Source organism: Nocardia sp. NPDC004654 (genome assembly GCF_040609595.1).
GTDB lineage: Bacteria > Actinomycetota > Actinomycetes > Mycobacteriales > Mycobacteriaceae > Nocardia.
Genome location: NZ_JBEXKI010000001.1, coordinates 886,006 through 909,790, shown reverse-complemented (window position 1 = coordinate 909,790; position 23,785 = coordinate 886,006). Strand labels below are relative to the sequence as shown.

Annotated in this window: 21 protein-coding genes; 9 read left to right on the top strand and 12 right to left on the bottom strand. The window is 68.4% G+C overall.

Features of this window, described 5'->3' with window-relative positions:
• Positions 1-67 precede the first annotated feature (67 nt).
• Positions 68-715: a helix-turn-helix domain-containing protein gene (locus tag ABZV58_RS04120; RefSeq protein WP_354998683.1), complete on the bottom strand. Its 648-nt coding sequence runs from the start codon at positions 713-715 to the stop codon at positions 68-70.
• Between the two features lie 89 nt (positions 716-804).
• Between ABZV58_RS04120 and ABZV58_RS04115 the strand changes: the two genes are divergently transcribed.
• Both ABZV58_RS04115 and ABZV58_RS04110 read left to right on the top strand, forming a co-directional pair.
• Positions 805-1,890 (top strand): epoxide hydrolase family protein, encoded by a 1,086-nt coding sequence (locus tag ABZV58_RS04115; RefSeq protein WP_354998682.1) that lies wholly within the window; start codon positions 805-807, stop codon positions 1,888-1,890.
• Between the two features lie 218 nt (positions 1,891-2,108).
• Positions 2,109-2,732: an SDR family oxidoreductase gene (locus ABZV58_RS04110; protein ID WP_354998681.1), complete on the top strand. Its 624-nt coding sequence runs from the start codon at positions 2,109-2,111 to the stop codon at positions 2,730-2,732.
• A 171-nt stretch (positions 2,733-2,903) separates the two neighbouring features.
• Here the strand turns inward: ABZV58_RS04110 and ABZV58_RS04105 are convergent, their stop codons facing one another.
• Positions 2,904-4,052 (bottom strand): GTP-binding protein, encoded by a 1,149-nt coding sequence (locus ABZV58_RS04105; protein WP_354998680.1) that lies wholly within the window; start codon positions 4,050-4,052, stop codon positions 2,904-2,906.
• A 138-nt stretch (positions 4,053-4,190) separates the two neighbouring features.
• Between ABZV58_RS04105 and thiD the strand changes: the two genes are divergently transcribed.
• The gene (gene thiD / locus ABZV58_RS04100; RefSeq protein ID WP_354998679.1) at positions 4,191-5,036 is read left to right on the top strand and encodes a bifunctional hydroxymethylpyrimidine kinase/phosphomethylpyrimidine kinase; all 846 of its coding nucleotides are present in this window, start codon (positions 4,191-4,193) and stop codon (positions 5,034-5,036) included.
• Positions 5,037-5,542: 506 nt separating this feature from the next.
• Here thiD and ABZV58_RS04095 read toward each other — a convergent pair.
• The gene (locus tag ABZV58_RS04095; RefSeq protein ID WP_354999027.1) at positions 5,543-6,265 is read right to left on the bottom strand and encodes a TetR/AcrR family transcriptional regulator; all 723 of its coding nucleotides are present in this window, start codon (positions 6,263-6,265) and stop codon (positions 5,543-5,545) included.
• Between the two features lie 24 nt (positions 6,266-6,289).
• Positions 6,290-6,616 (bottom strand): DUF4873 domain-containing protein, encoded by a 327-nt coding sequence (locus ABZV58_RS04090; protein WP_354998678.1) that lies wholly within the window; start codon positions 6,614-6,616, stop codon positions 6,290-6,292.
• Positions 6,617-6,828: 212 nt separating this feature from the next.
• Between ABZV58_RS04090 and ABZV58_RS04085 the strand changes: the two genes are divergently transcribed.
• The 6 genes from ABZV58_RS04085 to ABZV58_RS04060 all read left to right on the top strand — a co-directional run bounded on the left by ABZV58_RS04085 (position 6,829) and on the right by ABZV58_RS04060 (position 13,328).
• A complete protein-coding gene (locus tag ABZV58_RS04085) occupies positions 6,829-7,782 on the top strand; it encodes a diiron oxygenase (protein ID WP_354998677.1) in 954 nt (317 codons plus the stop codon).
• A complete protein-coding gene (locus ABZV58_RS04080; protein ID WP_354998676.1) occupies positions 7,779-8,771 on the top strand; it encodes a diiron oxygenase in 993 nt (330 codons plus the stop codon). Before ABZV58_RS04085 ends, ABZV58_RS04080 begins: the two co-directional genes overlap by 4 nt.
• Before the next feature lie 19 nt (positions 8,772-8,790).
• The gene (locus tag ABZV58_RS04075) at positions 8,791-10,356 is read left to right on the top strand and encodes an NAD(P)/FAD-dependent oxidoreductase (protein WP_354998675.1); all 1,566 of its coding nucleotides are present in this window, start codon (positions 8,791-8,793) and stop codon (positions 10,354-10,356) included.
• Between the two features lie 12 nt (positions 10,357-10,368).
• Entirely contained in the window at positions 10,369-11,217 is an 849-nt protein-coding gene (locus tag ABZV58_RS04070) for an SDR family NAD(P)-dependent oxidoreductase (protein WP_354998674.1), read from the top strand.
• Positions 11,218-11,225: 8 nt separating this feature from the next.
• Entirely contained in the window at positions 11,226-12,269 is a 1,044-nt protein-coding gene (locus tag ABZV58_RS04065; RefSeq protein WP_354998673.1) for a ferredoxin--NADP reductase, read from the top strand.
• Between the two features lie 429 nt (positions 12,270-12,698).
• Positions 12,699-13,328 (top strand): class I SAM-dependent methyltransferase, encoded by a 630-nt coding sequence (locus ABZV58_RS04060; RefSeq protein ID WP_354998672.1) that lies wholly within the window; start codon positions 12,699-12,701, stop codon positions 13,326-13,328.
• 218 nt (positions 13,329-13,546) lie between these two features.
• Here ABZV58_RS04060 and ABZV58_RS04055 read toward each other — a convergent pair whose 3' ends face one another.
• The 8 genes from ABZV58_RS04055 to ABZV58_RS04020 form a co-directional block, all read right to left on the bottom strand.
• Entirely contained in the window at positions 13,547-14,329 is a 783-nt protein-coding gene (locus ABZV58_RS04055) for an NAD(P)H-binding protein (protein ID WP_354998671.1), read from the bottom strand.
• Between the two features lie 195 nt (positions 14,330-14,524).
• Positions 14,525-15,139, bottom strand: coding sequence for a TetR/AcrR family transcriptional regulator (locus ABZV58_RS04050; protein WP_354998670.1), 615 nt, complete (start codon positions 15,137-15,139; stop codon positions 14,525-14,527).
• 4 nt (positions 15,140-15,143) lie between these two features.
• Positions 15,144-15,926: an enoyl-CoA hydratase family protein gene (locus ABZV58_RS04045; protein ID WP_354998669.1), complete on the bottom strand. Its 783-nt coding sequence runs from the start codon at positions 15,924-15,926 to the stop codon at positions 15,144-15,146.
• A 73-nt stretch (positions 15,927-15,999) separates the two neighbouring features.
• Positions 16,000-17,160: an acyl-CoA dehydrogenase family protein gene (locus tag ABZV58_RS04040; protein WP_354998668.1), complete on the bottom strand. Its 1,161-nt coding sequence runs from the start codon at positions 17,158-17,160 to the stop codon at positions 16,000-16,002.
• Positions 17,160-19,244: a biotin carboxylase N-terminal domain-containing protein gene (locus ABZV58_RS04035; RefSeq protein WP_354998667.1), complete on the bottom strand. Its 2,085-nt coding sequence runs from the start codon at positions 19,242-19,244 to the stop codon at positions 17,160-17,162. The genes ABZV58_RS04040 and ABZV58_RS04035 overlap by 1 nt, the downstream gene beginning before the upstream one ends.
• A gap of 7 nt (positions 19,245-19,251) precedes the next feature.
• Positions 19,252-20,850 carry a carboxyl transferase domain-containing protein gene (locus tag ABZV58_RS04030; RefSeq protein ID WP_354998666.1) on the bottom strand — a complete coding sequence of 533 codons (1,599 nt, stop codon included), beginning with the start codon at positions 20,848-20,850 and terminating at the stop codon, positions 19,252-19,254.
• Positions 20,847-22,010 carry an acyl-CoA dehydrogenase family protein gene (locus ABZV58_RS04025; RefSeq protein WP_354998665.1) on the bottom strand — a complete coding sequence of 388 codons (1,164 nt, stop codon included), beginning with the start codon at positions 22,008-22,010 and terminating at the stop codon, positions 20,847-20,849. Before ABZV58_RS04025 ends, ABZV58_RS04030 begins: the two co-directional genes overlap by 4 nt.
• The gene (locus ABZV58_RS04020; protein WP_354998664.1) at positions 22,007-23,722 is read right to left on the bottom strand and encodes an acyclic terpene utilization AtuA family protein; all 1,716 of its coding nucleotides are present in this window, start codon (positions 23,720-23,722) and stop codon (positions 22,007-22,009) included. Before ABZV58_RS04020 ends, ABZV58_RS04025 begins: the two co-directional genes overlap by 4 nt.
• Positions 23,723-23,785: the final 63 nt, after the last annotated feature.

Sequence of the window (23,785 nt, the reverse complement as noted above, 5' to 3'; positions counted from 1 at the left end):
CACATCCGGACTTCGCGCCCCATTCGCGTGCCTCGTCGCCGGGCAGGTTCACCGGGAGCGGGCCGCGTCAAACCCGCGGTTGCCAGCGCCAGGCGAATTCACCAGGCTGCGGTGGTGGCCCCGGTAGCTCACCGTCGGCGGCGAGCCCCGCGATGAGAAGGGCGAGGGTGCGGCGGCGGAGCTGGGCGGTGCGTTCCTGGTCCGGCATGGTGATGGCCGCGCATGCCTCCAGGATCAGCCCGAGATCCAGCGGATTCACCTCCGCTCGCAGCCGTCCGGAAGCGTGGGCGCGGCGGATGAGTTCTTCGTTGACCTCGTCCGCGTGCACCACGTCGGGCAGCATCGCCTCGTCGGGGGTGAAGGTGCCCGCCAGGTGGACGGTGAGCGAGTGGACGTCGGCGTCGACCACGCGCTCCAAGAAGCCGACCAGCCCACGCCAGCCGTCCGAATCCTCCAGTGCCGCATCCGCTTCCGCGTTGTAGCGGCGCAATCCCTCGTGACAGAGGGTGCGCAGCAGCACCTCCTTGCTCGGGTAGCGGCGGTAGAGCGCGCTGATGCCGACGCCCGCGCGTTCGGCGACGGCGGCGATCGGCGCGTTGGCATCGGCGAGGAACACGGCCCGCGCCGCTTCCAGGATCAGACCGTCGTTGCGGGCGGCCTGCGCCTTGCGACCGGGCAGACCCTTGCGAGCTGGGACTTCGGATGTCTTCGGCATGAGTTCAGCCTAGCACTTGAAACGGAATGATCCGTTCTGCTACGGTTTTAACAGAACGAAGCATTCCGTTTCAGAACAAGGAGCGCCCGATGCCCGCCATCACCCCCTTCCGCATCGACATCCCGCAGGCCGAGCTCGACGACCTCCAGTCACGGCTGGCCCGTACCCGGTGGGCCGATCAGATCCCCGGCTCCGGCGAGACCTACGGCGTGAGCGTCGACCGCGTCCGCCACTTGGTCGACTACTGGCGCACCGGATTCGATTGGCGCGCAATCGAATCGAATATCAACGCCCATCCACAGTTCACCACCGAGATCGACGGCCAGACCGTGCACTTCTTGCACGTGAAGTCCAAGCGGGACAACGCCTTTCCGCTGATCCTCAGTCACGGCTGGCCCGGCACCTTCATCGAATTCCTCGACATCGTCGCCCCGCTCACCGCTGCCGGGTTCGACCTGGTGATCCCGTCGGTGCCCGGCTACGGATTCTCGGGTCCGACAAAGGAATCCGGTTGGGACAACACCCGCATCGCCAAGGCGTGGGCGGAACTGATGAGCAGGCTCGGCTACAACCGCTACGGCGCGGTCGGCAACGACGGCGGCGCGCAGATCTCCGCCGAGATTGGCCGGGTGGATCCGGAACATGTTGTCGGCGTGCACGTCTCGCAGGTGTACTCGTTCCCGTCCGGCGATCCGGCCGAGCTGACCGACCTCACCGAGGAGGAGCAGCAGGCGCTCGCGACGCTGGAGTGGTTCGCGCAGAACAAGATGAGCTTCAACATCCTCCAGGCGCAGCAGCCGCAGACGCTGGCGCACGCGATCACCGATTCGCCGACCGGATTGGTCGGCTGGAACGCGCAGCTGCTCGGCCCCGAGCTGGACGACGAATTCGTGCTGACGAACATCGCGATCCACTGGTTCACCGGCACCGCGGGCTCGGCGATCCGGCAGTACTTCGAGAACGCCAAGGCGCCGCAGCCCGCCGAGCCGACCACGGTGCCGCTGGCGCTCTGCGGATCGACCGGCGATTTCCACGGCATCCGCCGCTTCGCGGACCGCGACCACAAGGCCATCGCGTCCTGGAAGACCCACGACGTGCACTCCCACTACCTGCACCACTCGGCGCCGGAGCTGATCGCGGGCGAGATCACCGAGTTCTTCGCGATGTATCGGTAGGTGCCATCGAGGTTCGCCGCCGGGTCGGGGCACATCGGTCCCGACCCGGCGGTGCGGTCGGCGGGCCGACCCGCGGCGCACATCCGGCTCCGGGTGTGCGCCGCGGTGCGTGGACGTTCGCTTATGTCATCGAGAGTCACGGCCATGGTTCGTCTCGCTTCGCGTTGATGTACTGGATTCACCAACGGCACACAAGCTTTCCCCGCAAGGAGAACACCATGAAAATCGCAGTCTTCGGAGCCACCGGCAGCGTCGGCCGACTGGTCGTCGAGCAGGCGCTCGAGCAGGGCCACGAGGTCACCGCGTTCACCCGCAACGCCGCGGGAGTCACCCAGCGGCACGAGCGGCTGCGCGTGGTGGAGGGCGACGTCTTCGACACGCACCAGGCCGAGAAGGCGGTCACCGGCCAGGACGCGGTGGTGATCGCGCTCGGCGACGGGCGCAAGGGTCTCGTTCGCTTCGGCGGAACCAAGGCGGTCGTGGAGGCGATGCAGCGCACCGGCGTGAAGCGGTTGATCTGCCAGAGCACACTGGGCATCGGCGACAGCCGCGACAATCTCAACTTCCTGTGGAAGCACCTGCTGTTCGGCATGTTGCTGCGCCGCGCCTACAACGACCACGTCAAGCAGGAGGAGTACGTGCGAGCGAGCGGCCTGGAGTGGACCATCGTGCGGCCGAGCGCGTTCACCGACGGGCCGCGGACCGGCAGTTACCGGCGGGCGTTCCCCGGATCCGAGCGCGGGCTCACATTGAAGATCGCGCGGGCGGACATCGCCGAGTTCCTGCTGGAGCAGCTCACCGACTCGACCTATCTGTACCAGGCGCCGGGGATCTCGCACTGAACAGGCGCTGGCTTTGCGGGTGGTCGGCTGCCGCTACAGGTGGCAGACAGAAAACAGCCGCCAGCCTGTCAACCTCCAACCACCATATGACTACCGTCGATAGAGAAATGGATTCCACGGTAGTCATATGGTGGCTTCTGACCGGACGCCCCCAGTCAACCGACGCACCGTTCACACATGCTCGTGCAACTCACCCCAAGCCGGAAACGGATCATCGAACGCACTCCAAACCTCAGCCCCAGCCGCATATTCCGCATCGGTCAGCAGCGCACCATCCAGCAACGCCCGAACCCGATCCCCATCCAACTTCACCCCGATGAAAACGATCTCCTGCCCCGCGGGAACTTCCATCGACGACCACCAAGCAGCAGGCTCGAAGCTCAGATTCGGCCCCGCCTGCGACCACACGGCCGCCAGTCCCGCACGGCTGGCGATCCAACAGAATCCCTTGCTGCGCAATACCCCTCGCAACTGTTCCAATGCCCCAGCCAACCGCGCCGGGTGAAACGGGCGCGAAGCGGTATAGGTGATACTCCGAATGCCGTACTCCTCTGTCTCCGGAACATGCCCGCCCGCAAGCTCTTCCGCCCACCCCTCAGCTTCCGCGGCAACCAGCGGGTTGTAGCGACCGGTACCGAGCACCTCACCGAGTTCCACCACTCCATGCGACGTGCGCAGCACCCGCGCACGCGGATTGAGCCGCCGCAGTGTGGCTTCCACAGTTCCCGCGGCATTCGCGCTCACCAGATCGGTCTTGTTGATCAACAGCACGTCGGCGAATTCCACCTGGTCGACAAGCAGATCGGCGATGGTGCGCTCGTCGCCCTCCCCCGCCTCCAGTTTTCGTTCCGCCAGCGCTTGGCCGCGCACCACCTCGGCGAGGAAGGTCGAGGCGTCCACCACCGTCACCATGGTGTCCAGCCGGGCGATGTCGCCGAGCCTGAAACCGTCCTCGAACTCCCAGTCGAAGGTCGCCGCGACCGGCATCGGCTCGGAGATGCCGGTCGATTCGATGACCAGCTGGTCGAAGCGCCCCTCGCGAGCCAGCCTGCCGACCGCCTCGATGAGGTCCTCGCGCAGCGTGCAGCAGATGCAGCCGTTGGTGAGTTCGACCAGTTTCTCCTCGGTGCGGTCCAGGTGTCCCTGGCCCGCGACCAGTGCGGCGTCGATGTTCACCTCGCTCATGTCGTTGACGATGACCGCGACCCGGCGGCCCTCGCGGTTGGCCAGGATGTGGTTGAGCAGCGTGGTCTTGCCCGCCCCGAGGAAGCCGGACAGCACGGTGACGGGCAGCGGATCGGTGCGCGATGAAGTGGTCACGGCCTAATGGTAATGGTTTTCATTTCTGAGACGCCATGCGGCCGGGAACCGCGAGATCCGCGCACCTCCGCCACCGCCCCAGCCATGGGCGAGGTTCTCGACGGACCCGCGTCCGACCGCGCCGGTTATGGTCGCCCTGTGAAACTGCTGCCCCTCCCCGCCGACGGACAGACCCCGGTCCGCGTCCTCACCATCGCAGGCACCGACTCCGGCGGCGGCGCCGGAATCCAGGCCGACTCGCGCACCATGGCGATGTGCGGCGTGCACGCGTGCGTCGCGGTCGCGGCGGTGACGGTGCAGAACTCGGTGGGCGTGAGCGGCTTCCACGAGATTCCGCCGCAGATCGTCGCCGATCAGGTGCGTTCGGTGGTCGGCGACATCGGCGTCGGCGCGGCGAAGACCGGCATGCTCGCCTCGACGGCCATCATCGAGGCGGTCGCGGGGGTCTGCCGCGAAGTCGGCATCGGGCGTGACGGCAAGATTCCGCTGGTCGTCGACCCCGTCGCGGCTTCCATGCACGGCGACGCGCTGCTGCACGCCGAGGCGCTGGACGCGGTGCGCCACACCCTGATTCCGCTGGCGACGATCGTGACGCCCAATCTCGACGAGGTCAGACTGATCACCGGGATCACGGTCACCGACCAGGCCGAGGCGCGACGCGCCGCCGAGGCCCTGCACGCGCTCGGCCCGCGCTGGGCGATCGTGAAGGGCGGACATATGCGCTCTTCCGACCTGAGCACGGACCTCCTCTTCGACGGCGAGAACTTCCACGAATTCCCCGCGCCGCGCATCACCACCGGCAACGACCACGGCGGCGGCGACACCCTCGCCGCGGCCATCGCGTGCGCCCTCGCGCACGGCTACCCGGTGCCCGAGGCGGTCGAGTTCGCCAAGGAATGGACACGCCGCTGCCTGGCCGCCTCCTACGATCTCGGCGCCGGCCACGGCCCGGTCTCTCCGCTGTGGCGGCTGCACTCCTCCTGAGATATTCCGCGAAGAACAGGCTGTCTCGCCTACCGATCCGGGCACCGAAACTTGTCGGTGGGCGGGTCCATACTGGGTATGTCGCGAACACGGTCGGCCTCAACGGCGCGGCTCGGCTGAGAACAACGGCGTTCGCAGTGGACGCGACAAGGCGTATCTCCGCACTAGCTCCGGCCATGCGCCGTCCGACGGACGGACTCCATCCGGACACGCAAGTTATGCGTGTCCCGCATAGGCTCCGGCCATGCGCAGCCTGAGGACGGACACGTCCAGCAGCGCATGTTGTGCGGACTTCCGCCTTCGCTCCGGCCATGCGCGGCATGACGACGTCCGGCAGCGCTGGCCTTACGCCCCCGTGCCGCCCTCGGGCGGCACCGCCGGGGCGAGACGCATGGTTGCGCCTTAAGGCGCTGAGTCGTGTCGGTCGAAAGGCGCTGAGTCGGTCCAAAGGCGCTAGGTGGCCGAAGGCGCTCGGATTGCCGAAAGGCTCAGATCTTCGAAAAGGCTCAGATTTTCGAAAAGGCGCAGTGCAGAGGTAGATCGGCATTGATGACGATGCCGTTGAGGCGAGCATTGGCCTCGGCGAGCGCCGAGACTATCTCGGCGATATAGGCGACGAACTTCTCGATCGGCATCGCGTTGGCCTGGAGCCGGTTCGCGCCGAGCCACCAGTCGGTGGCCGAGGCGACCGCGCCGAATATCGAATAGTTGACGAGCTCGATGCTGGCCACGTCGATCGACTCGTCCTCGACAAGCCCGGCGAACATCTCGGCGGCCCGCCGCGCCGACTGTCGCGCCGACTGCAGCGCCCGCTCGGACTCGTCGGCCTGCTGGGTGAAGTGACTGTGCAGCATGAAACGGAAGACGTTCGGGTGCTCGGTGACCACCAGCGCGTATTCCGCGGCCCCCCGCCGAACCAGTTCACGCGCCGAGTCGTTGCTCAGATCGATGCTGGAGATGATGCGTTCCCACAGCATGTCGCGCACCCGGTCGACAATCGCGTTGTAGAGGTCGGTCTTGTCCTCGAAGTGCCGGTACAGCTTCGGCTTCGCGGCGCCCGCCTCCTTGGCGATATCGCCCATGCTGACTTCCGGACCGAACTTGTCCAGCGCGCGGAACGCGGCGTCGACGAACTCGTCGCGCACCTTCACCCGGTGCGCGCGCCACCGCTCGGTCCGGGCGTCGACCCGTTTGGGCCGCGCCTGGTCGACTTCCCGGCGGCTGTGCATCACGAATCCGACCGTACCAATTCTTCACTCCACCTCGGTCAACTCGGTCGGCACCGGAAACGGAGGCGTGCTCTTTCCCGTTATCCGGAACCGCCGCCATGGATCGGGGTCGCCGACGTACCCGTCGCGGGCGCCGTGCTCGGTGCGGATGACGACCCCGGTGCGCGGCTCGTCACCGAGCGCGGCCGCGAGATCGTCGTTCGGACGAATCCGGCCGAACCACCGGTAGATGCCGTCGATCGGTTCCCGGTAACCGCGCAACTCGACCTGCACCGGAATTTCGCGGCCGTGCACGACGAGGGTTGCCGCGCCTAGATAGTCGGACCGCGCATGCGGACTGTCGCTGTTCATCTCGACTCCTCGGAACCCCACCTCACCTCGGCCGTTGACATCGAGTGAGACGTGGGACACACTCGTAAATGTACACGGAACCGGCGGTATTGGGTACTAGAAGTTCCGCATTCACGGTCCTCCTCTTTCCCGGTACCGCGTCTCCGACGCAGCGGTCCCAGCGCAGCACTCGAGCACAGCTGGCGACCCCGCACAGAGAGCTGGTGCGGACAATGACGTCCAGCCACAACCATGGCTTTCGGCCTGCCACCACGCCGTCCGGCGCGCAAGTGCGCCGCCGTCGCCACATCGGCGATCGGCAGAGCATCGCCCGACGGCTGCTTTTCGCGGGCGTCGCCGAAGCGGCCTACGACCCCGATCTCGACATCGACTGGGACGCGACGCCCGATCCGGCGCTGAATTGGCTTCCACCCGAACGTGTTTCGCTGTACGGCAGCGGGCTGTGGGAGCGGCTGAGCCCCGAGCAGCGACGCGAACTCGGCAAGCACGAGCTGGTCAGCATGCTCAGCGTCGGCATCTACGCGCAATCCATGCTGTCCATGTTGATGTTCCGCGACGTCATCGAAAGCCGCGATCCCGTCGACGATCAGACCCGGTTCACCCTCGCGGCGATTCACGACGAGAGCCGCAACTCCACGATGTACAGCAGGTTGATCAACGCCACCGGCCTGCCGCCCTATCGCCTGCCCCCGCCGCTGCGCGCGCTGACCAAGCTGACGCTGTGGATCCCCGACGGTCCCACCGCGCTCGGCTTCCGTCTGCTCGTCGAGGAGCTGGCGGCGCAGCTGTTGCGCGACCTGACCACCGATCCGAACATCCAGCCGCACCTACGCCAGCTCGCGCTGCTGCACGCCGCGTCCAGCGCGCGGCACGTCGAGGCGACGCGCGCGGAATTGTTGCGCGCCATCGACTCTCGCGGACCGATTCGCGCCGCGTTGCACCGCTGGGCATTGAGCGCCGTGACCGCCGTCGCCTACGCGGCGCTCGTGCATCCGGCCGTGTACCGCGCCGTCGGACTTCACCCTCTCGTGGGCGCGGCGGCCGCGCTGACCACCGGCGCCTACCGGAGCAACGCACGCGCCGCGACCGCGACCGTGCGCGACTTCCTCCGCGAAACGCACCACCCGGGCGTTCGCTCGACCAGGAACAGGAGAGCGGTGCGATGACCACCGAGACCCCCGGACCCATCGTCACCACCGCGGGCGCATCGACGGTGCGCCGCAAGACGGTCGGCGATCGACAGAAGACCGCCCGGCGGCTGCTGCGCTCCTCCGCCGAACGCGCCTACGACGGCGAGCTCGACATCGATTGGGACGCACCGATCGAGCCCGGCAAGCACTGGATACCCGAACACCGGCAGTCGCTGTACGGCACCGCGCTGTGGGAACGGCTCACCCCCGAGCAGCGCACCGAGCTCGGCCTGCACGAGCTGGTGAGCGTGCTCAGTTTCGGCATCCTCGCCGAGGCCGGACTGAGCACAATGCTGTTGCGCACGGTGCTGGAGAGCGAGCGGCTGGTGGACGACCACACCCGCTACGCGCTGGCCGAAATCGGCGAGGAGACACGGCATTCCACCATGTTCAGCCGCCTGGTGAACCTCACCGGCCTGCGGCCGTACCTGCTGCCGAAGACCGGGCGCAAGCTCGGCCGCCTCGTCGCGTTCATCCCGCTCGGTCCCTCGGCCTACGCGGGCACCCTGCTGATCGAGGAGATCCTGGACCGGTTGCAGCGCGAGGCGATGAACGATCCGGACCTGCAACCCCATGTGCGCCAACTGATGAAGATCCACGTACTGGAGGAAGCGCGCCACATCACCTACGCCCGTGAGGAATTGGTGCGCGCCATCGAGGAGCGCGGCAAGGTGTCCAACGCCTTCCACCGGCTGGTTTTCGCGGTGATGGTGCTGGGCGTGTACCCCGTGTTGATCAATCCGCGCGTGTACCGGTCAGTTGGCATCGATCCGCTCCGTGGCTTCGTCGCCGCCTTCACCTCGCCGAACTTCCGGGTGAACGCGACCTTCGCCGGCGAACCGCTGCTGCGTTTCGCGCACGAGGTGGGCATGCTCGACGGCGCCGTGACACGGCGGCTGTACCGCCTCTCGCGGAGCGTGCCGCAGGACATCCTCGATGAACTCGAGCGCCGCGCGGCGGCGTGATCCGATCGGAAGTGACGCGATGGCAGCGCGATCCTCGACCCCGGTGCACACCGGGGTGCTGATCATCGGCAGCGGGTTCTCCGGCCTCGGCATGGGGATCGCGCTGGACAAGGCGGGGCTCGGCGACTACCTGATCGTGGAGAAGGCCGACGAGATCGGCGGCACCTGGCGCGACAACACCTATCCGGGTTGTGCCTGCGACGTGCCGACACACCTGTACTCCTATTCCTTCGAGCCACGGTCGAATTGGCGCCGGTTGTTCTCCGATCAGCCCGAGATTTTCGGCTACCTGAAGGAAGTCGTCGCCAAGTACGGGCTGCGTGCGCGAATCCGGTTCGGCCAGCACATGGTCCGCGGCCACTGGAACGAGGACGAACGGCGCTGGCACGCCTTCAGCGCCGACGGCCGCGAGTACGTCGCGCGGTTCATCGTCTCGGCCATCGGCGCGCTGCACATTCCGAGCATTCCGGAATTCCCCGGCCGAACCGAATTCACCGGCGCCGCTTTTCATTCCGCGCAGTGGGACCACGATGTCGATCTGCGCGGCAAGCGGGTGGCGGTGATCGGGACCGGCGCGAGCGCGATCCAGTTCGTGCCGGAGATCATCGACGAAGTCGGCGCTCTGACGGTCTTCCAGCGCACCGCGCCGTGGGTGCTGCCGCGCGCCGACGTGGTCTTCTCCGAGCGTTTCCGCACCGCGCTGCGGCGGGTGCCCGGACTGCGCTTCGCGCTGCGCAACGGCATCTACTGGGGCGCGGAGGTCGCCGCCTACGCGATGACGCGCAGACCCGACCTGCTGAAGACGGTGGAATGGGTCGGTCGACGGCACATCGCGCGCCAGATCGACGATCCCGCGCTGCGCGCCGCGGTGACGCCGGACTATCGGGCCGGCTGCAAACGGCTGCTCGGCTCGGACACCTACTATCCGGCGCTCGCCGACCCGAAGACGACCGTGGTCACCGACCGCATCGACCATCTCACCGCCGCGGGCATCGTCACCGCCGACGGCGTCGAGCACCCGGCCGACGTGATCGTCTACGGCACCGGCTTCCACGTCATCGACTCGTTCACCAACTTGTCGATCACCGGCCGCGACGGCGTCGATCTCGGCGCGCGATGGACCGTCGAGGGCGTGCAGGCGCACCGCGGCATCACCGTCGCCGACATGCCCAACGCCTTCTTCCTGCTCGGTCCGAACACCGGTCTCGGCCACAACTCGATCATCTTCATGATCGAGTCGCAGATCCACTACGTGCTCGACGCGATCCGGCAGGTGCGGACGCGCGGGGCGGCGGCGCTGGCGCCACGGCGGGCGGCGCAGGACCGCTACAACGCCGGACTCCAGCGCAAGCTGGCCCGTTCGGTGTGGAACACCGGCGGCTGCCGCAGCTGGTACCTGGACGAGCACGGCAACAACCGCACGCTGTGGTCCGGTTTCACCTGGGAGTACTGGTTGCGGACGAGGCGGTTGCGTCCGGACGAATACGAGTTCATCGGGCCACCGCCGAGCGCGCCGGTGCGATCGACCGTCGTGCTGGAAAACCTTCCGTCCCAAACCTTTCCGACCACTCTCACAGGCAACTGACAGGGGGCTCCCGTGCGCCACTTCGACAACAAGGTCGCCGTCGTCACGGGCGCGGGCTCCGGCATCGGCCGGGCGCTCGCGCTGGAGCTGGCGCGCAACGGCAGTCGCCTCGCGCTGTCCGACATCGACACCGGCGCGGTCGCCGACACCGCAGGTCGCTGCGAAAAGCTCGGCGCCACCGCCATTCCGTACCAGCTGGACGTGGCGCAGCGAGCCGCCGTCTACGCGCACGCCGAGGACGTGCGCGCGGAGTTCGGCGGCGTCGACCTGGTGATCAACAACGCCGGTGTCGCGCTGAGCGCCGACGTCCTCGACATGGACTGGGACGATTTCGACTGGCTGATGAACATCGACTTCTGGGGCGTCGCGCACGGCACCAAGGCCTTTTTGCCCGACCTGATCGCCTCCGGCGACGGGCACGTGGTCAATGTGTCCTCGGTCTTCGGCTTGATGGGCATTCCGTCGCAAAGCGCCTACAACGCCGCGAAATTCGCTGTTCGCGGCTTCACCGAGGCGCTGCGGCAGGAGATGCGCATCGCCGGGCACCCGGTCGGGGTCACCTGCGTGCATCCCGGCGGCGTCTCGACCGATATCGCCGTCAACGCCCGCGGCATTCCGAGCGGGATCGATCGGGAGACGGTGCGCCGCGGCTTCGGGCTGATCACCATGACCAGCCCGGAAGCCGCGGCCAAGATCATCCTGCGCGGCGTGCGCAAGAACAAGGCGCGGGTGCTGATCGGGCCGGACGCGCGCGGCTTCGACCTGGTGCCGCGGCTGCTCGGGCCGCACTACGCGGATCTCGGCGTACCGCTGTACCGGCTGGGCAAGCGGGCCGCGGGCCGTTTCGGCATCGAACTGTAGGAGGGGCTATGGCGCAGTCCAATTCGCACGTGCACACCCTGGAAGTGGTGGAGGTGATCAAGGAGACAGACGCGGCGATCTCGCTGGTCTTCGAGGTTCCCGACGCGCTGGTTCCCCGATTCCGTTACCACCCTGGGCAATTCCTGACGCTGGAGGTGCCGAGCGAGCGCACCGGATCGGTCGCGCGCTGCTATTCGCTGTCCAGCTCACCGCATCTGGACGACGACGCCATCGTGACGGTGAAGCGTACGCCCGGCGGCTACGCGTCGAACTGGCTGTGCGACAACGCTTCCGTCGGCATGCGGTTGCGCGTGCTCGCGCCGTCCGGGGTGTTCGTGCCGAAGTCGCTGGACGCCGATCTGCTCCTGCTCGCCGCGGGCAGCGGCATCACACCGATCATGTCCATCGCGAAATCGGCGCTGATCGCGGGTTCCGGCACGGTGCTGCTGGTCTACGCCAACGACGACGCGGGCGCGGTGATCTTCGGCGCGGAACTCGAGGAGATGGCGGTCGAGTTCCCGGATCGGTTCACCGTGGTGCACTGGCTGGTGGACGAGCGCGGCCTGCCGACGGTGTCCGGGCTGCGCGAGCTGTTGACGCCCTACCCGCGCTACGACGCGTTCCTCTGCGGCCCAGCGCCTTTCATGGCGACGGGCACCGCGGCGCTGCGGGCGATCGGCATGCCCGGGTCGCACATCCACCACGAGAAGTTCCAGTCGCTGACCGGCGACCCGTTCGCGGACATCGAACTCTCTGGCGCGGACGCCGAATCGGGCGCGGCCACCGCCACGGTGACCCTCGACGGACGCACGCTGGAGCTGTCATGGCCGCGCTCTCGCACGCTGCTCGACGTGCTGCTCGCCAACGGCTACGACGCGTCGTTCTCCTGCCGGGCGGGCGAGTGCAGCGCGTGCGCCTGCACGGTCCGCGCGGGCGAGGTGCGGATGCTGCGCAACGAGACGCTCGTCGACGCCGACCTCGCCCTCGGTCTGACGCTCGCCTGCCAAGCCCTTCCCGTCTCCGACCACGTCCGCATCGACTTCGATCAGTGACGGGGGCGGGTGTGCCTGCTCATGGTGTGGTTCTCTGAGCGAATACCTGCCAACGGGAATCACACGGCCTGCGGTATGCCTTCTCCGCACATGTGCGCCCGCCAGGGACGGGTTTGCCTGCTCATGGTGTGGTTCTCTGCGCGAATACCTGCCAACGGGAATCACACGGCCTGCGGTACGCCTTCTCCGCACATGTGCGCCCGCCAGGGACGGGTTTGCCTGGTCATAGAGTGTGGTTCTCTGCGCGAATGCCTGCCAACGGAAATCACACGGCCTGCGGTACGCCTTCTCCGCACAAGTGCGCCCTCCAGGGACCGTTGCCGGATTGGCAAGGAAACTGGCGTGGGGTCGCGGACTGAGCGCACCATGCCCTGTGCGGGTTTTCCGCTCGACAAGCACCGGGCATACGCAGGTCAGGAAGGGTGTTCGATGACCGAAACCACCGCTCAGGAGTACTGGGAAGACTTCTACCGCGAGCGCGAGCGGGTCTGGACCGGCAAACCGAACGCGTTGCTTGTCCGCGAAGCCGCCGACCTCGCGCCGGGCACCGCGCTCGATCTCGGCTGCGGTGAGGGCGGGGACGCCCTCTGGCTGGCCGAGCGCGGCTGGCGGGTGCATGCCGTCGACGTCTCGGCCATCGCGTTGGCGCGCGGCGCCGAGCACGCCGCGGCCGCGGGCGTCGCCGATCGCATCACCTGGGCGCGGCACGATCTCGCGCACTCCTTCCCCGAGGGCTCCTACGATCTCGTTTCGGCGCAATTCCTGCACTCGCCGGTCGCCGGGGACGGCGAACGCGACAAGATCCTGCGGCACGCCGCCGATGCCGTCGCCCCGGGCGGCACGCTGCTGATCGTGGCGCACGCGGGTTGGCCGACCTGGATGGTCGAGCCGCCGTTCTTCGAATTCCCCACCATCCCAGGCACTCTCGCCGCCCTCGCGCTCTCGCCCGAGGATTGGCGGGTCGAAACCGAGGACGTCGTCGAGCGCGAATGGGTCGGGCCCGAGGGGCAGGAAGGCCGTAGGGAGGACACGGTGCTGCGTATCCGCCGCCTGCGTTAGGCGTACCTCAGCCTTCGCTCCGGTCATGCGCGGTCTGAGACGGACTGAGTCCGGCAGCATCGTCCGGGCGTACCGGCGCTTGCTCCACCGCCGAGCGGACACGGTCCAAGGAACCTCACAGCCCGATCCCACGGAGCTCCACCGCCGACCGCGGAGCCGTTATTGAAACAAGGACGCGCACCGACTCTTTCGTAAGCCGGTGCGCGTCTGTTCAGCGCTCAGTTCGCGGTGGGGTAGTTCGCGTCGACCCACTCCGCGAAGGTCGGGCCCGCCAGCGTGGCATGCGAGCCGGGCAGCAGAGCGCCGTTCTCGAACTGGTCCCGGTCCAGGTTGGCCGGGTCGCTGACCTCCTGCACCTGGATCGCGTCGCCACGCCGTGCGGCGAGCACCGCGGCCGCGCCCGCCATGGTCTCCGGCCGGGGCCCGGCGATCTCCGGGAACGGTCCGTCGGTCCGCGCGGGAGCCGGGTTCACCGCCATCTCGACGAGCTTCTCGGCGACCGCGCGGGCGGCCACCAGCTGGGTGCGCATCTTCGGCAGGTAGGCCACGTCGCCCTGGGTTCCCCACTGCGTCATCACCTCGACCAGCTCGTGGAACTGCGCGGCCCGCAGGATCTGCACCGGCAGCGGACCCTTGGCGAGCTCCTGCTCGTGCACCAATTTGGCGGCGTTGTAGCCCGCGACGCTGTCGTCGATGCCGATGATGGACACCACGACCAGCCGCTCTACCCCCGCCTTGCTGCCCGCCTCGTGCAGGTTGCGCGCGGCAGCGGTGAAGAACTCGGTGGCGATGTCCTTGTCCGCGGAGGGCGTGCTCGAGGCATCGATCACCACATCCACCCCGGCCAGCGCCTCGACCAGGCCCGCGCCGGTCTCGATGTCCACGCCGTTGGCGCGGGAGAAGGCCACCACCTCGTGGCCCTGCTCGTTCAGCACGTCGACCACGTGGCGGCCGAGGCGTCCGGTGGCTCCGGCGACGGCGATCTTCTTGCTGGCGTTCATGTCCTGCTCCTTCTGCTGCGCTGCGGTGTTCCGCGTTCACAGAGGGGACGAAGCAGGTCGGGCGAGTGTGACATCGGGACGAACGCGCAGGTCGACGGCAGTCCTCGGGTGAATCCAGCGCCGCGCCACGCGGAGCCGCACGGCACGCGACCGCACGGCACGCGCTTCGACGGCCGCGATCCGTGCCGGAGAGATTCAGCGCGGCGCGGTGAGCGCCGAATGCAGTGTCGCCGACCACTGCTGGACGATCTCCTTGCGCCGGGCCGAGTCGTCGGTGAGGACGTCGGCGAGGCCGAGACCGCGGGCCAGGTCGAGCGTGGCCTGCACCAAGTGGTGCGCGATGGGATCGGAGTCGTCGACGCCGAGCGCCTCGACGGCCCTGCGGTGTGCGACGCGGCCGAACTTCGCCTCCAACGGCACGATACGTTCGCGCAGCACCGGGTCGGCGGCCGCGTGCGTCCACACCTGCAACGCCGCCTTGAACAGCGGCGAGGTGTAGGACTCGACGAGGCCCGCCACGACGGCCTGGGTCCGGCCCGCGCCCTCGGCCACTCCGGCGATCGTCACGGCCTCCGCCTTGGCCTGGTCCATGCGGGTGTCGAACATGTACTCCAGCGCGCCCGTGATCAGGTCTTCCCTGGTCGGGAAGTGGTGCTGGGCCGCACCGCGCGACACCCCCGCCCGTTCGGCGACCACCGCGACCGTCGCGGCGGCCCAGCCCATCTCGGCCAGGCAGTCGATGGTCGCCTCGAGCAGGCGCTGCCTCGTCGCTCGGCTGCGGTCCTGCTTGGGTTCGTGGGGTGTCGCCATGGCGCTATTCTGCCCAGCTCGGTGCGCGCCGCTGTAGGAAGGCCAGCATGCCCTCGTGCACCTCCGGCGTGCCGAAGAAACTCGCCGAACGCCGCGCCAGTTCTTCGGCCGAGGCGTCGAACCCGGCGAGGATGTCCGCGTTGACCAGACGCTTCGCCTCGGCCAGACCTTGCGGCGACCCCTTGCGCAGCTCGCCGATCAACCGCGCGACCTCGGCGGCCGGGTCCTCGGCCGTGACCGTGACCAGCCCGATCTCGGTGGCGACGTCGGCGCCGAACTTCTCGCCGGTCAGGTAGTAGCGGCTCGCGGCGCGCGGGCTCAGCCGCGGCAGCAGGGTGAGCGAGATCATGAACGGCGCCAACCCGATTCGCACTTCCGTGAGCGCGAAAGAGCTGCCCGGTCCCGCCACCACCAGGTCGCAGGCCGCGACGATGCCCATGCCGCCCGCGCGCACGTTGCCGTCGATCTGCGCGATCACCGGCTTGGGCACCTCCACCAGCTTGCGCAGCACGCCGATCATCACGCGGGTGCGCTGGTCGGCGGCCACCGCGGGGTCGGCGTCGCTGGCCTCGCTGAGATCCGCGCCGGCGCAGAAGGTGTTGCCGGTGTGCGTGAGCACGATGCCGCGCACCGCGGGGTCGGCGGCCGCGTCGTCCAGGCCGCGCAACAGCTCGGTGACGAGCCGCGAGGACAGCGCGTTGCGGTTGTGCGGTGAGTCGAAGGTGAGGACCGCGAAGCCGTCGCGGATCTCGTAGCGAACGAGCGGCGCGGTGGAAGTGTCGGTCATCGGGTCTCCTCTGGTTCGTCGATCCGGTGATTCCGCCCCGGCGCTGTCGATGGCCGGGGCGAAATCGGCTGCGTCAGTACGACTTCGGCAGACCCAGCGAGAACTGGGCGACGAAGTTGAGCACCATCTCGCGGCTGACCGGCGCGATCCGGCCGATGCGAGACGCGGCGAGCATGGCCGCCAGACCGTAGTCCGCGGTGAGGCCCGCGCCGCCGTGCGTCTGGATCGCCTGGTCGAGCGCCTTGATGCTGGCCTCGGCCGCCGCGTACTTGGCCATGTTCGCGGCCTCGGCCGCGCCCATCTCCTCGCCCGCGTCGTAGAGGGTCGCGGCCTTCTGCATCATCAGCTTGGCCATTTCCAGCTCGATCTTCACCTGGGCCAGCGGATGCGAAATGCCCTGGTGCGCACCAATCGGCGTCTTCCACACCGTGCGCTCCTTGGCGTATTCCACGGCGCGATCGATGGCGTAGCGGCCGAGGCCGACGGCCATCGCGGCGCCCATGATGCGCTCCGGGTTGAGGCCCGCGAACAGCTGCATCAGCGCCGCGTCCTCCTTGCCGACCAGGGCGTCGGAGGGCAGGCGGACGTCGTCGAGGAACAGGTTGTACTGGTGGTCCGGCTCGATGATGTCCATCTCCTGCGGCACCTTGGTGAAGCCGGGCGCGTCGGTGGGCACGATGAACAGGGCGGGCTTGAGCTTGCCGGTCTTGTGGTCCTCGGTGCGCGAGACGATCAGCACCGCCTCGGCCTGGTCCACGCCGGAGATGAAGATCTTGCGGCCGTTGAGGATCCAGTCGTCACCGTCGCGGCGGGCGGTGGTGGTGATCTGGTGCGAGTTCGACCCGGCGTCGGGCTCGGTGATGCCGAAGACCATCTTGCCGGTGCCGTCGGCGAGCTTGGGCAGCCAGTGCTGCTTCTGTTCGTCGGTGCCGTACTTGGTGATGATGGTGCCGCAGATGGCCGGGGACACCACCATCAGCAGCAGCCCCGCGCCCTGCGCGGACAGCTCCTCCATCACCAGCGCAAGCTCGTACATGCCCGCGCCACCGCCGCCGTACTCCTCCGGCAGGTTCACGCCGAGGAAGCCGAGTTTGCCCGCCTCGTCCCACAATTCGGTGAGCGGCTCGTTCTTGCGCGCCCTGGGCAGCACGTAGTCGCGGTAGGTGTACTTGGCGGCGAGCGCGGCCACCGCGGCCCGCAGCTGCTTGCGCTCGTCGGATTCGATGAAGGACATCACTGCTCCTGGTTTTCGTTGACCGCGTCGTCGGGATCCACGACGGCAAGGACGGCGCCGATGTCGACCTGCTGGCCGACGGTGACATTGAGCGCGCTCAGCACACCCGCGGTGGGCGCGGCGATGGTGTGCTCCATCTTCATCGCCTCCAGCCACAGGATGGGCTGACCGGCGTCCACCCGGCTGCCGAGCTCGGCGCCGAGCCGGATCACGCTGCCCGGCATGGGCGCGAGCAGCGAACCGGTGGCCACCTGGTCGGCCGGATCGCTGAAGCGCGGCAGTCTGCGCGCGCTCACCGGGCCGAGCGGGGAGTCGACGCAGACCAGGTCGCCGTAGCGCGCGACGGTGAACACCCGCCGCACCGGACCGCGTTCGCCCGGCACGTTCAGCACCACTCGCTCGGGGCTCAGCTCCACCAGCTCGACGCCCTCGTGGCCGTCCACCACCACACCGTCGCGGGTGAACCGGTAGCCGACCTCGTGCACGCCACTGGTACGACTCTCGTAGGACTTGCGCTGCGACTGCGAGGGCAGGTTACGCCAGCCGCTCGGCAGCCCGCCGCCGACCCGCGCCGCCGCGCGGTTGGCAGCGGCATCCGCGAGGGCTGCGGCGACGAGGGACAGCGCCTCGTCGGACTCCCACGCCAAAGGTTCGGCGAGCGAATCCAATCCGTGCGTCTCGAAGAACGCGGTGTCGGTGTCGCCCGCCAGGAAAGCGGGGTGGCGCAGCACCCGCACCAGCAGGTCGCGGTTCGTCACCAGACCGTGGATGCGGGCCCGCTGCAATGCCGAGGCGAGCAGACGCGCTGCCTCCGTGCGGGTCTCGGCGTAGGAGATGACCTTGGACAGCATCGGGTCGTAGTGCACGCCGACGACCGAACCGTCGACGACACCCGTGTCCAGGCGCACGCCCGGACGGTCGAGCAGATCGAATTCCGCGATGACCGAGGGAATCTCGAGTCGGTGCACGGTGCCGCTCTGCGGCTGCCAGTCGTGTGCGGGATCCTCGGCGTAGAGCCGGACCTCGATGGAGTGCCCGCGCATGGCGGGCGGTTCGGCGGGCAGCGCCGCGCCGGAGGCCACTTCCAGTTGCAGGCGAACGAGATCCAGCCCCGTAGTGCATTCGGTGACCGGATGTTCCACCTGGAGACGGGTATTCATCTCCAGGAAGAAGAAATCACCCTGCTCGTCGGCGAGGAATTCGACGGTGCCCGCGCCCGTGTAACCGATGGCGCCCGCGGCGAGCCGGGCTGCTTCGAACAGCCGATCCCGCATGCTCTGCCCGCCTGCCACGCGCGCGGGCCCTGCGTGGTCACGCTCCGCTACCGCCTCCGGGCCTGACGCACGCATGGCGTCGACGCGCTCGACCAGCGGCGAGGGCGCCTCCTCGACAACCTTCTGGTGACGCCGCTGGATGGAGCACTCGCGCTCGCCGACCGACCAGATCGTGCCGTGCGTATCGGCCATGACCTGGACCTCGATATGCCTGCCGGTCTCGAGGTACCGCTCGCAGAACACCGTCGGGTCGCCGAACGCCGACTCGGCCTCGCGCCGGGCCGCCGCGATCTGCGGTTCCAGGTCGGCGAGTTCGCGGACCACCCGCATGCCGCGTCCGCCGCCACCGGCGGACGCCTTGATCAGCACCGGCAGGTGCGCCTCGGTGACCCCGGCCGGGTCCAGCTCGGCGAGCACCGGCACACCCGCGGCGTCCATCATCTTCTTGGACGCGACCTTCGAGCCCATCTGTTCGATGGCCTCGATCGGCGGTCCGATCCAGACCAGACCAGCCGCCTGCACGGCGCGCGCGAATTCGGCGTTCTCCGAAAGGAATCCGTAGCCGGGGTGGATGGCGTCGGCGCCTGCCGACAGCGCGGCCTCGACGATCAACTCGCCGCGCAGATAGGTCTCGCCGGGTGTATTGCCGGGCAGGCGGACCGCGGCGTCGGCCTCGCCGACGTGCGGTGCCGCGGCGTCCGCATCGGAGTACACCGCGACGGTGCCCAAGCCCATCCGCCGACAGGTGGCGAAGACGCGTCGGGCGATCTCGCCGCGATTGGCGACGAGTACAGTCGAGATTTCGTTCACGGCTGCCTCACATCCGGAAGACGCCGAAGCCCTCGGCGCCCTTGATCGGGGCATTGTGGATGGCCGAGAGCGCCATGCCCAATACCGTGCGGGTGTCGCGGGGGTCGATGACGCCGTCGTCGTAGAGCCTGCCCGACATGAACATCGGCAGCGACTCGGCCTCGATCTGCGCCTCGATCATGGCGCGCATGCCCGCGTCGGCCTCCTCGTTGAACGGCATGCCCTTGGCCTCTGCGGCGGCCCGGCCGACGATGGAGATTACACCGGCCAGCTGCGCACCGCCCATGACCGCGGATTTCGCACTGGGCCAGGCGAAGACGAAGCGCGGATCGTAGGCGCGACCGCACATGCCGTAGTGGCCCGCGCCGTAGGAGGCGCCCATCAGCAGCGAGATGTGCGGCACTTTCGAGTTGGAGACCGCGTTGATCATCATCGCGCCGTGCTTGATGATGCCCTTCTGCTCGAACTCCTTGCCGACCATGTAGCCGGTGGTGTTGTGCAGGAACAACAGTGGCGTAGCCGACTGGTTGGCCAGCTGGATGAACTGCGCCGCCTTCTGCGCCTCCTCGGAGAACAGCACACCGCGCGCGTTGGCGAGGATGCCGACCGGATAACCGTGCAGCTCGGCCCAACCGGTGACCAGGCTGCTGCCGTACAGCGGCTTGAACTCGTCGAAATCGGAGCCGTCCACGACGCGCGCGATCACCTCGCGCGGGTCGAACGGAATCTTCAGATCGGAAGGAACGATGCCGAGGAGCTCCTCCTGATCGAACAGCGGCTCGATCACCTCCGCGCGCGGCGCCGGACCCTGCTTCTTCCAGTTCAGACGCTTGACGATGGAGCGGCCGATGCGAATCGCGTCCTGCTCGTCGGCGGCCAGGTAGTCGGCCAGACCCGAAGTCCGAGCGTGCATTTCGGCGCCGCCCAGGGATTCGTCGTCGGACTCCTCACCGGTGGCCATCTTCACCAGCGGCGGACCGCCGAGGAAGACCTTGGAGCGCTCCTTGATCATCACCGTGTAGTCGGACATGCCGGGGATGTACGCGCCGCCCGCGGTGGAGTTGCCGAACACCAGAGCGATGGTCGGGATGCCCATCGCGGAAAGCTTCGTCAGGTCGCGGAACATCCGGCCGCCCGGGACGAAAACCTCCTTCTGCGTGGGCAAGTCGGCGCCGCCGGACTCCACGAGCCCGATCACCGGCAGCCGGTTCTCCATGGCGATGTCGTTCATGCGCAGGTTCTTGCGCAGCGTCCACGGGTTGGAAGTACCGCCGCGCACCGTGGGATCCGGTGCGACGATCATGCATTCGACGCCCTCGACGATGCCGATGCCCGCGATGACGCTGCCGCCCACGTGGAAGTCGCTGCCCCACGCGGCGAGCGGGCACAGCTCGAGGAACGGCGAGTCCTCGTCGATGAGCAGTTCGATGCGTTCGCGCGCGGTCAGCTTGCCGCGCTTGCGGTGCCGCGCCATCTTGTCCGGGCCGCCGCCCGCGACGTTCTTGGCGAATTCGGCGCCGATCTCGGCGAGCTTGGTGTTCATCGCCTCGGCGGCGGCGGTGTACTCCGCCGAGCCGCTGTCGAGGGTGCTGCGCAGGCGGGTCATGACTGGTACCCCAATCGTTTGGCGGCGAGTGCGGTCAGGATCTCGGTGGTGCCACCGCCGATGCCGAGGATTCGGATGTCACGGTACTGGCGCTCGACCTCGGACTCGCTCATGTAGCCGAGGCCGCCGAAGAGCTGAACGGCCTGGTTGGCGACCCACTCGCCCGCCTCGACGGCGGTGTTCTTGGCGAAGCACACCTCGGCGATCAGGTCCGTCTCGCCATTGGCGCTGCGCTGCACCACATCTCGGGTGTAGACGCGGGCGACGTCGATGCGCCGCGCCATCTCGGTCACCGTGTTCTGCACGGCCTGCCTGCTGATCAGCGGGCGGCCGAAGGTTTCGCGGTTGCGCACCCATTCGAGGGTCAGGTCCAGGCAACGCTGCGCCTGCGAATACGCCTGCACCGCGAGGCCGACCCGCTCGCTGACGAACGCGCCCGCGATCTGATAGAAGCCGGAGTTCTCCGGGCCCACCAGGTTCTCCACCGGCACCCGCACGTCCACGTAGGACAGTTCCGCGGTGTCGGAGGCGCGCCAGCCCATCTTGTCCAGCTTGCGGCTGACGGTGAAGCCGGGCGTGCCCTTCTCCACCACGAGCAGCGAGATGCCGCCCGAGCCGGGGCCGCCGGTGCGCACCGCGGTGACCACGAAGTCGGCACGGACACCGGAGGTGATGTAGGTCTTCGCGCCGTTGACGATGTAGTGGTCGCCGTCGCGGCGCGCGGTGGTGGTGAGGTGACCGACGTCGGAGCCGCCGCCCGGCTCGGTGATGGCCAGCGAGCCGATCTTCTCCCCGGCCAGGGTCGGGCGGGCGAAGCGCTCGATCAGGTCCTCGTTGCCGGAGGCGATGATGTGCGGCACCGAGATGCCGCAGGTGAACAGCGAGGCGAACAGGCCGCCGGAGGCGCCCGCCTGGTGCATCTCCTCGCAGACGATCATGGCGTCGACGCCGTCACCGCCGGAGCCGCCCGCCGACTCGGGGAACTGGATGCCGAGCAGGCCGAGCGCGCCCGCCTTCTTGTGCAGTTCGCGCGGGATCTCGCCGTCGCGCTCCCACTGGTCGAGGTACGGCAGAATCTCGCGCTCGACGAAACCGCGCACGGTGGCGCGCAATTCGCGCCGTTCCGGCGTATTCCACGGACTGACTACGGCACTGGTCATGAGAGCAGCTCCACGGGGATATCGAGGTGACGGGAGCGCAGCCATTCGCCGAGCCCCTTGGCCTGCGGATCGAAACGGGCCTGGTAGGCCACGCCCTTGCCGAGCAGGCCGGAGACGATGAAGTTCACGGCGCGCAGGTTCGGCAGCACGTGCCTGGTGACGGTGAGCGGCGCGGCCTCCGGCAGCAGTTCTTTGATCCGCTCGACGGTGAGCGTGTGGACCAGCCAGCGCCACTGCTCGTCGGTGCGCACCCAGACGCCGATGTTCGCGTCACCACCCTTGTCGCCACTGCGGGCCAGCGCGACGGCGCCGAGCGGGGCGCGGCGAGTCTCGTTGGCGGGCAACGGCTCGGGAAGCTCGGGTTCCGGAACTCCGTCCAGCGCCACGGTTTCCGCTGCGGGGGCGACTTCGATGCGAGAGCCGTCCGGCACCACCGCCGTATGCGGTACCTCGGTGGCGTCCACGAAACCGGGCGTGTACACGCCGTACGGCGAGCCGTTGCCCGGCACGGCGGTGAAGCTGCATCCCGGGTAGCTGGCCAGGGCGAGTTCCACCGCGACGCTGGAGAAGGCGCGGCCGACCTTGTTCGGGTCCTGGTCGCGAACCACGCAGCGCAGCAGCGCGCTGGCCTGCTCCTCGGTGTCGGCGTCCGGCCGGTCCAGCCGGGCGAGGGTCCATTCCAGCTCGGCCGGGCGCACCGGCAGCCAGGACTCCAGTTGCCGTTGCGCCAGTGCGGCTTTCGCCTCGATGTCGAGGCCGGTGAGCACGAATTCCATCTCGTTGCGGAAGCCGCCGAGGGTGTTCAGCGAGACCTTGAGTTGCGGCGGCGGGGCCTCGCCCGCGACACCGCTGATGAGCACGCGGTCGGGCGCTTCCTGGGTGAGCCGGATGGTGTCGAGCCGCGTCGTGACGTCCGGGCCCGCGTAGCGCGCGCCCTGGATCTCGTACATCAGCTGCGCCTCGACCGTGTCGACCGTGACCGCACCGCCGGTGCCCTCGTGCTTGGTGATCACGCTGCTGCCGTCGCGGCGGATCTCGGCGATCGGAAAGCCCGGCCTGCCGAGATCGGCTAGTTCGGTGAAGAAGGCGTAGTTGCCGCCGGTCGCCTGGGTGCTGCACTCGATGACGTGGCCCGCGACGACCGCGCCCGCGAGCGCGTCGTAATCCGTTCGGCCCCACCCGAAGTGCGCGGCCGCCGGGCCGACGATCACCGAGGCGTCGGTGACCCGGCCGGTGACGACGATGTCGGCGCCCGCGTTCAGGCATTCGACGATGCCCCACGCGCCGAGATAGGCGTTCGCCGTGAGCGGGCTGCCGAGGCCGAGTTCGCTTGCGCGCGAGAGCAAATCGTCGCCCTCGACGTGCGCGATCTTCGCGTCGAGCCCGAGATCGGCGGCCACCTTGCGCAACTTCTCGGCCAGCCCGGCCGGGTTCAGACCGCCCGCGTTGGCGACGATCTGCACATTGCGCTCCAGCGCCAGCCCGAGGCACTCCTCGATCTGCTTGACGAAGGTCTTGGCGTAGCCGAGGCTCGGGTCCTTCATCCGGTCCCTGCCCAGGATCAACATGGTGAGCTCGGCGAGATAGTCGCCGGTGAGCACATCGAGTTGCCCGCCTTCGAGCATCTCGCGCATGGCGCTGAGCCGATCACCATAGAACCCGGAACAGTTGCCGATGCGGATGACATCCGAATCGGCGGCCAACTTACTCATCAGCCGGAGGCCTCCCTTGCGGTGGAGTTCGCGTTCCGGTGTTCAGCATCACATCCGCCCGCG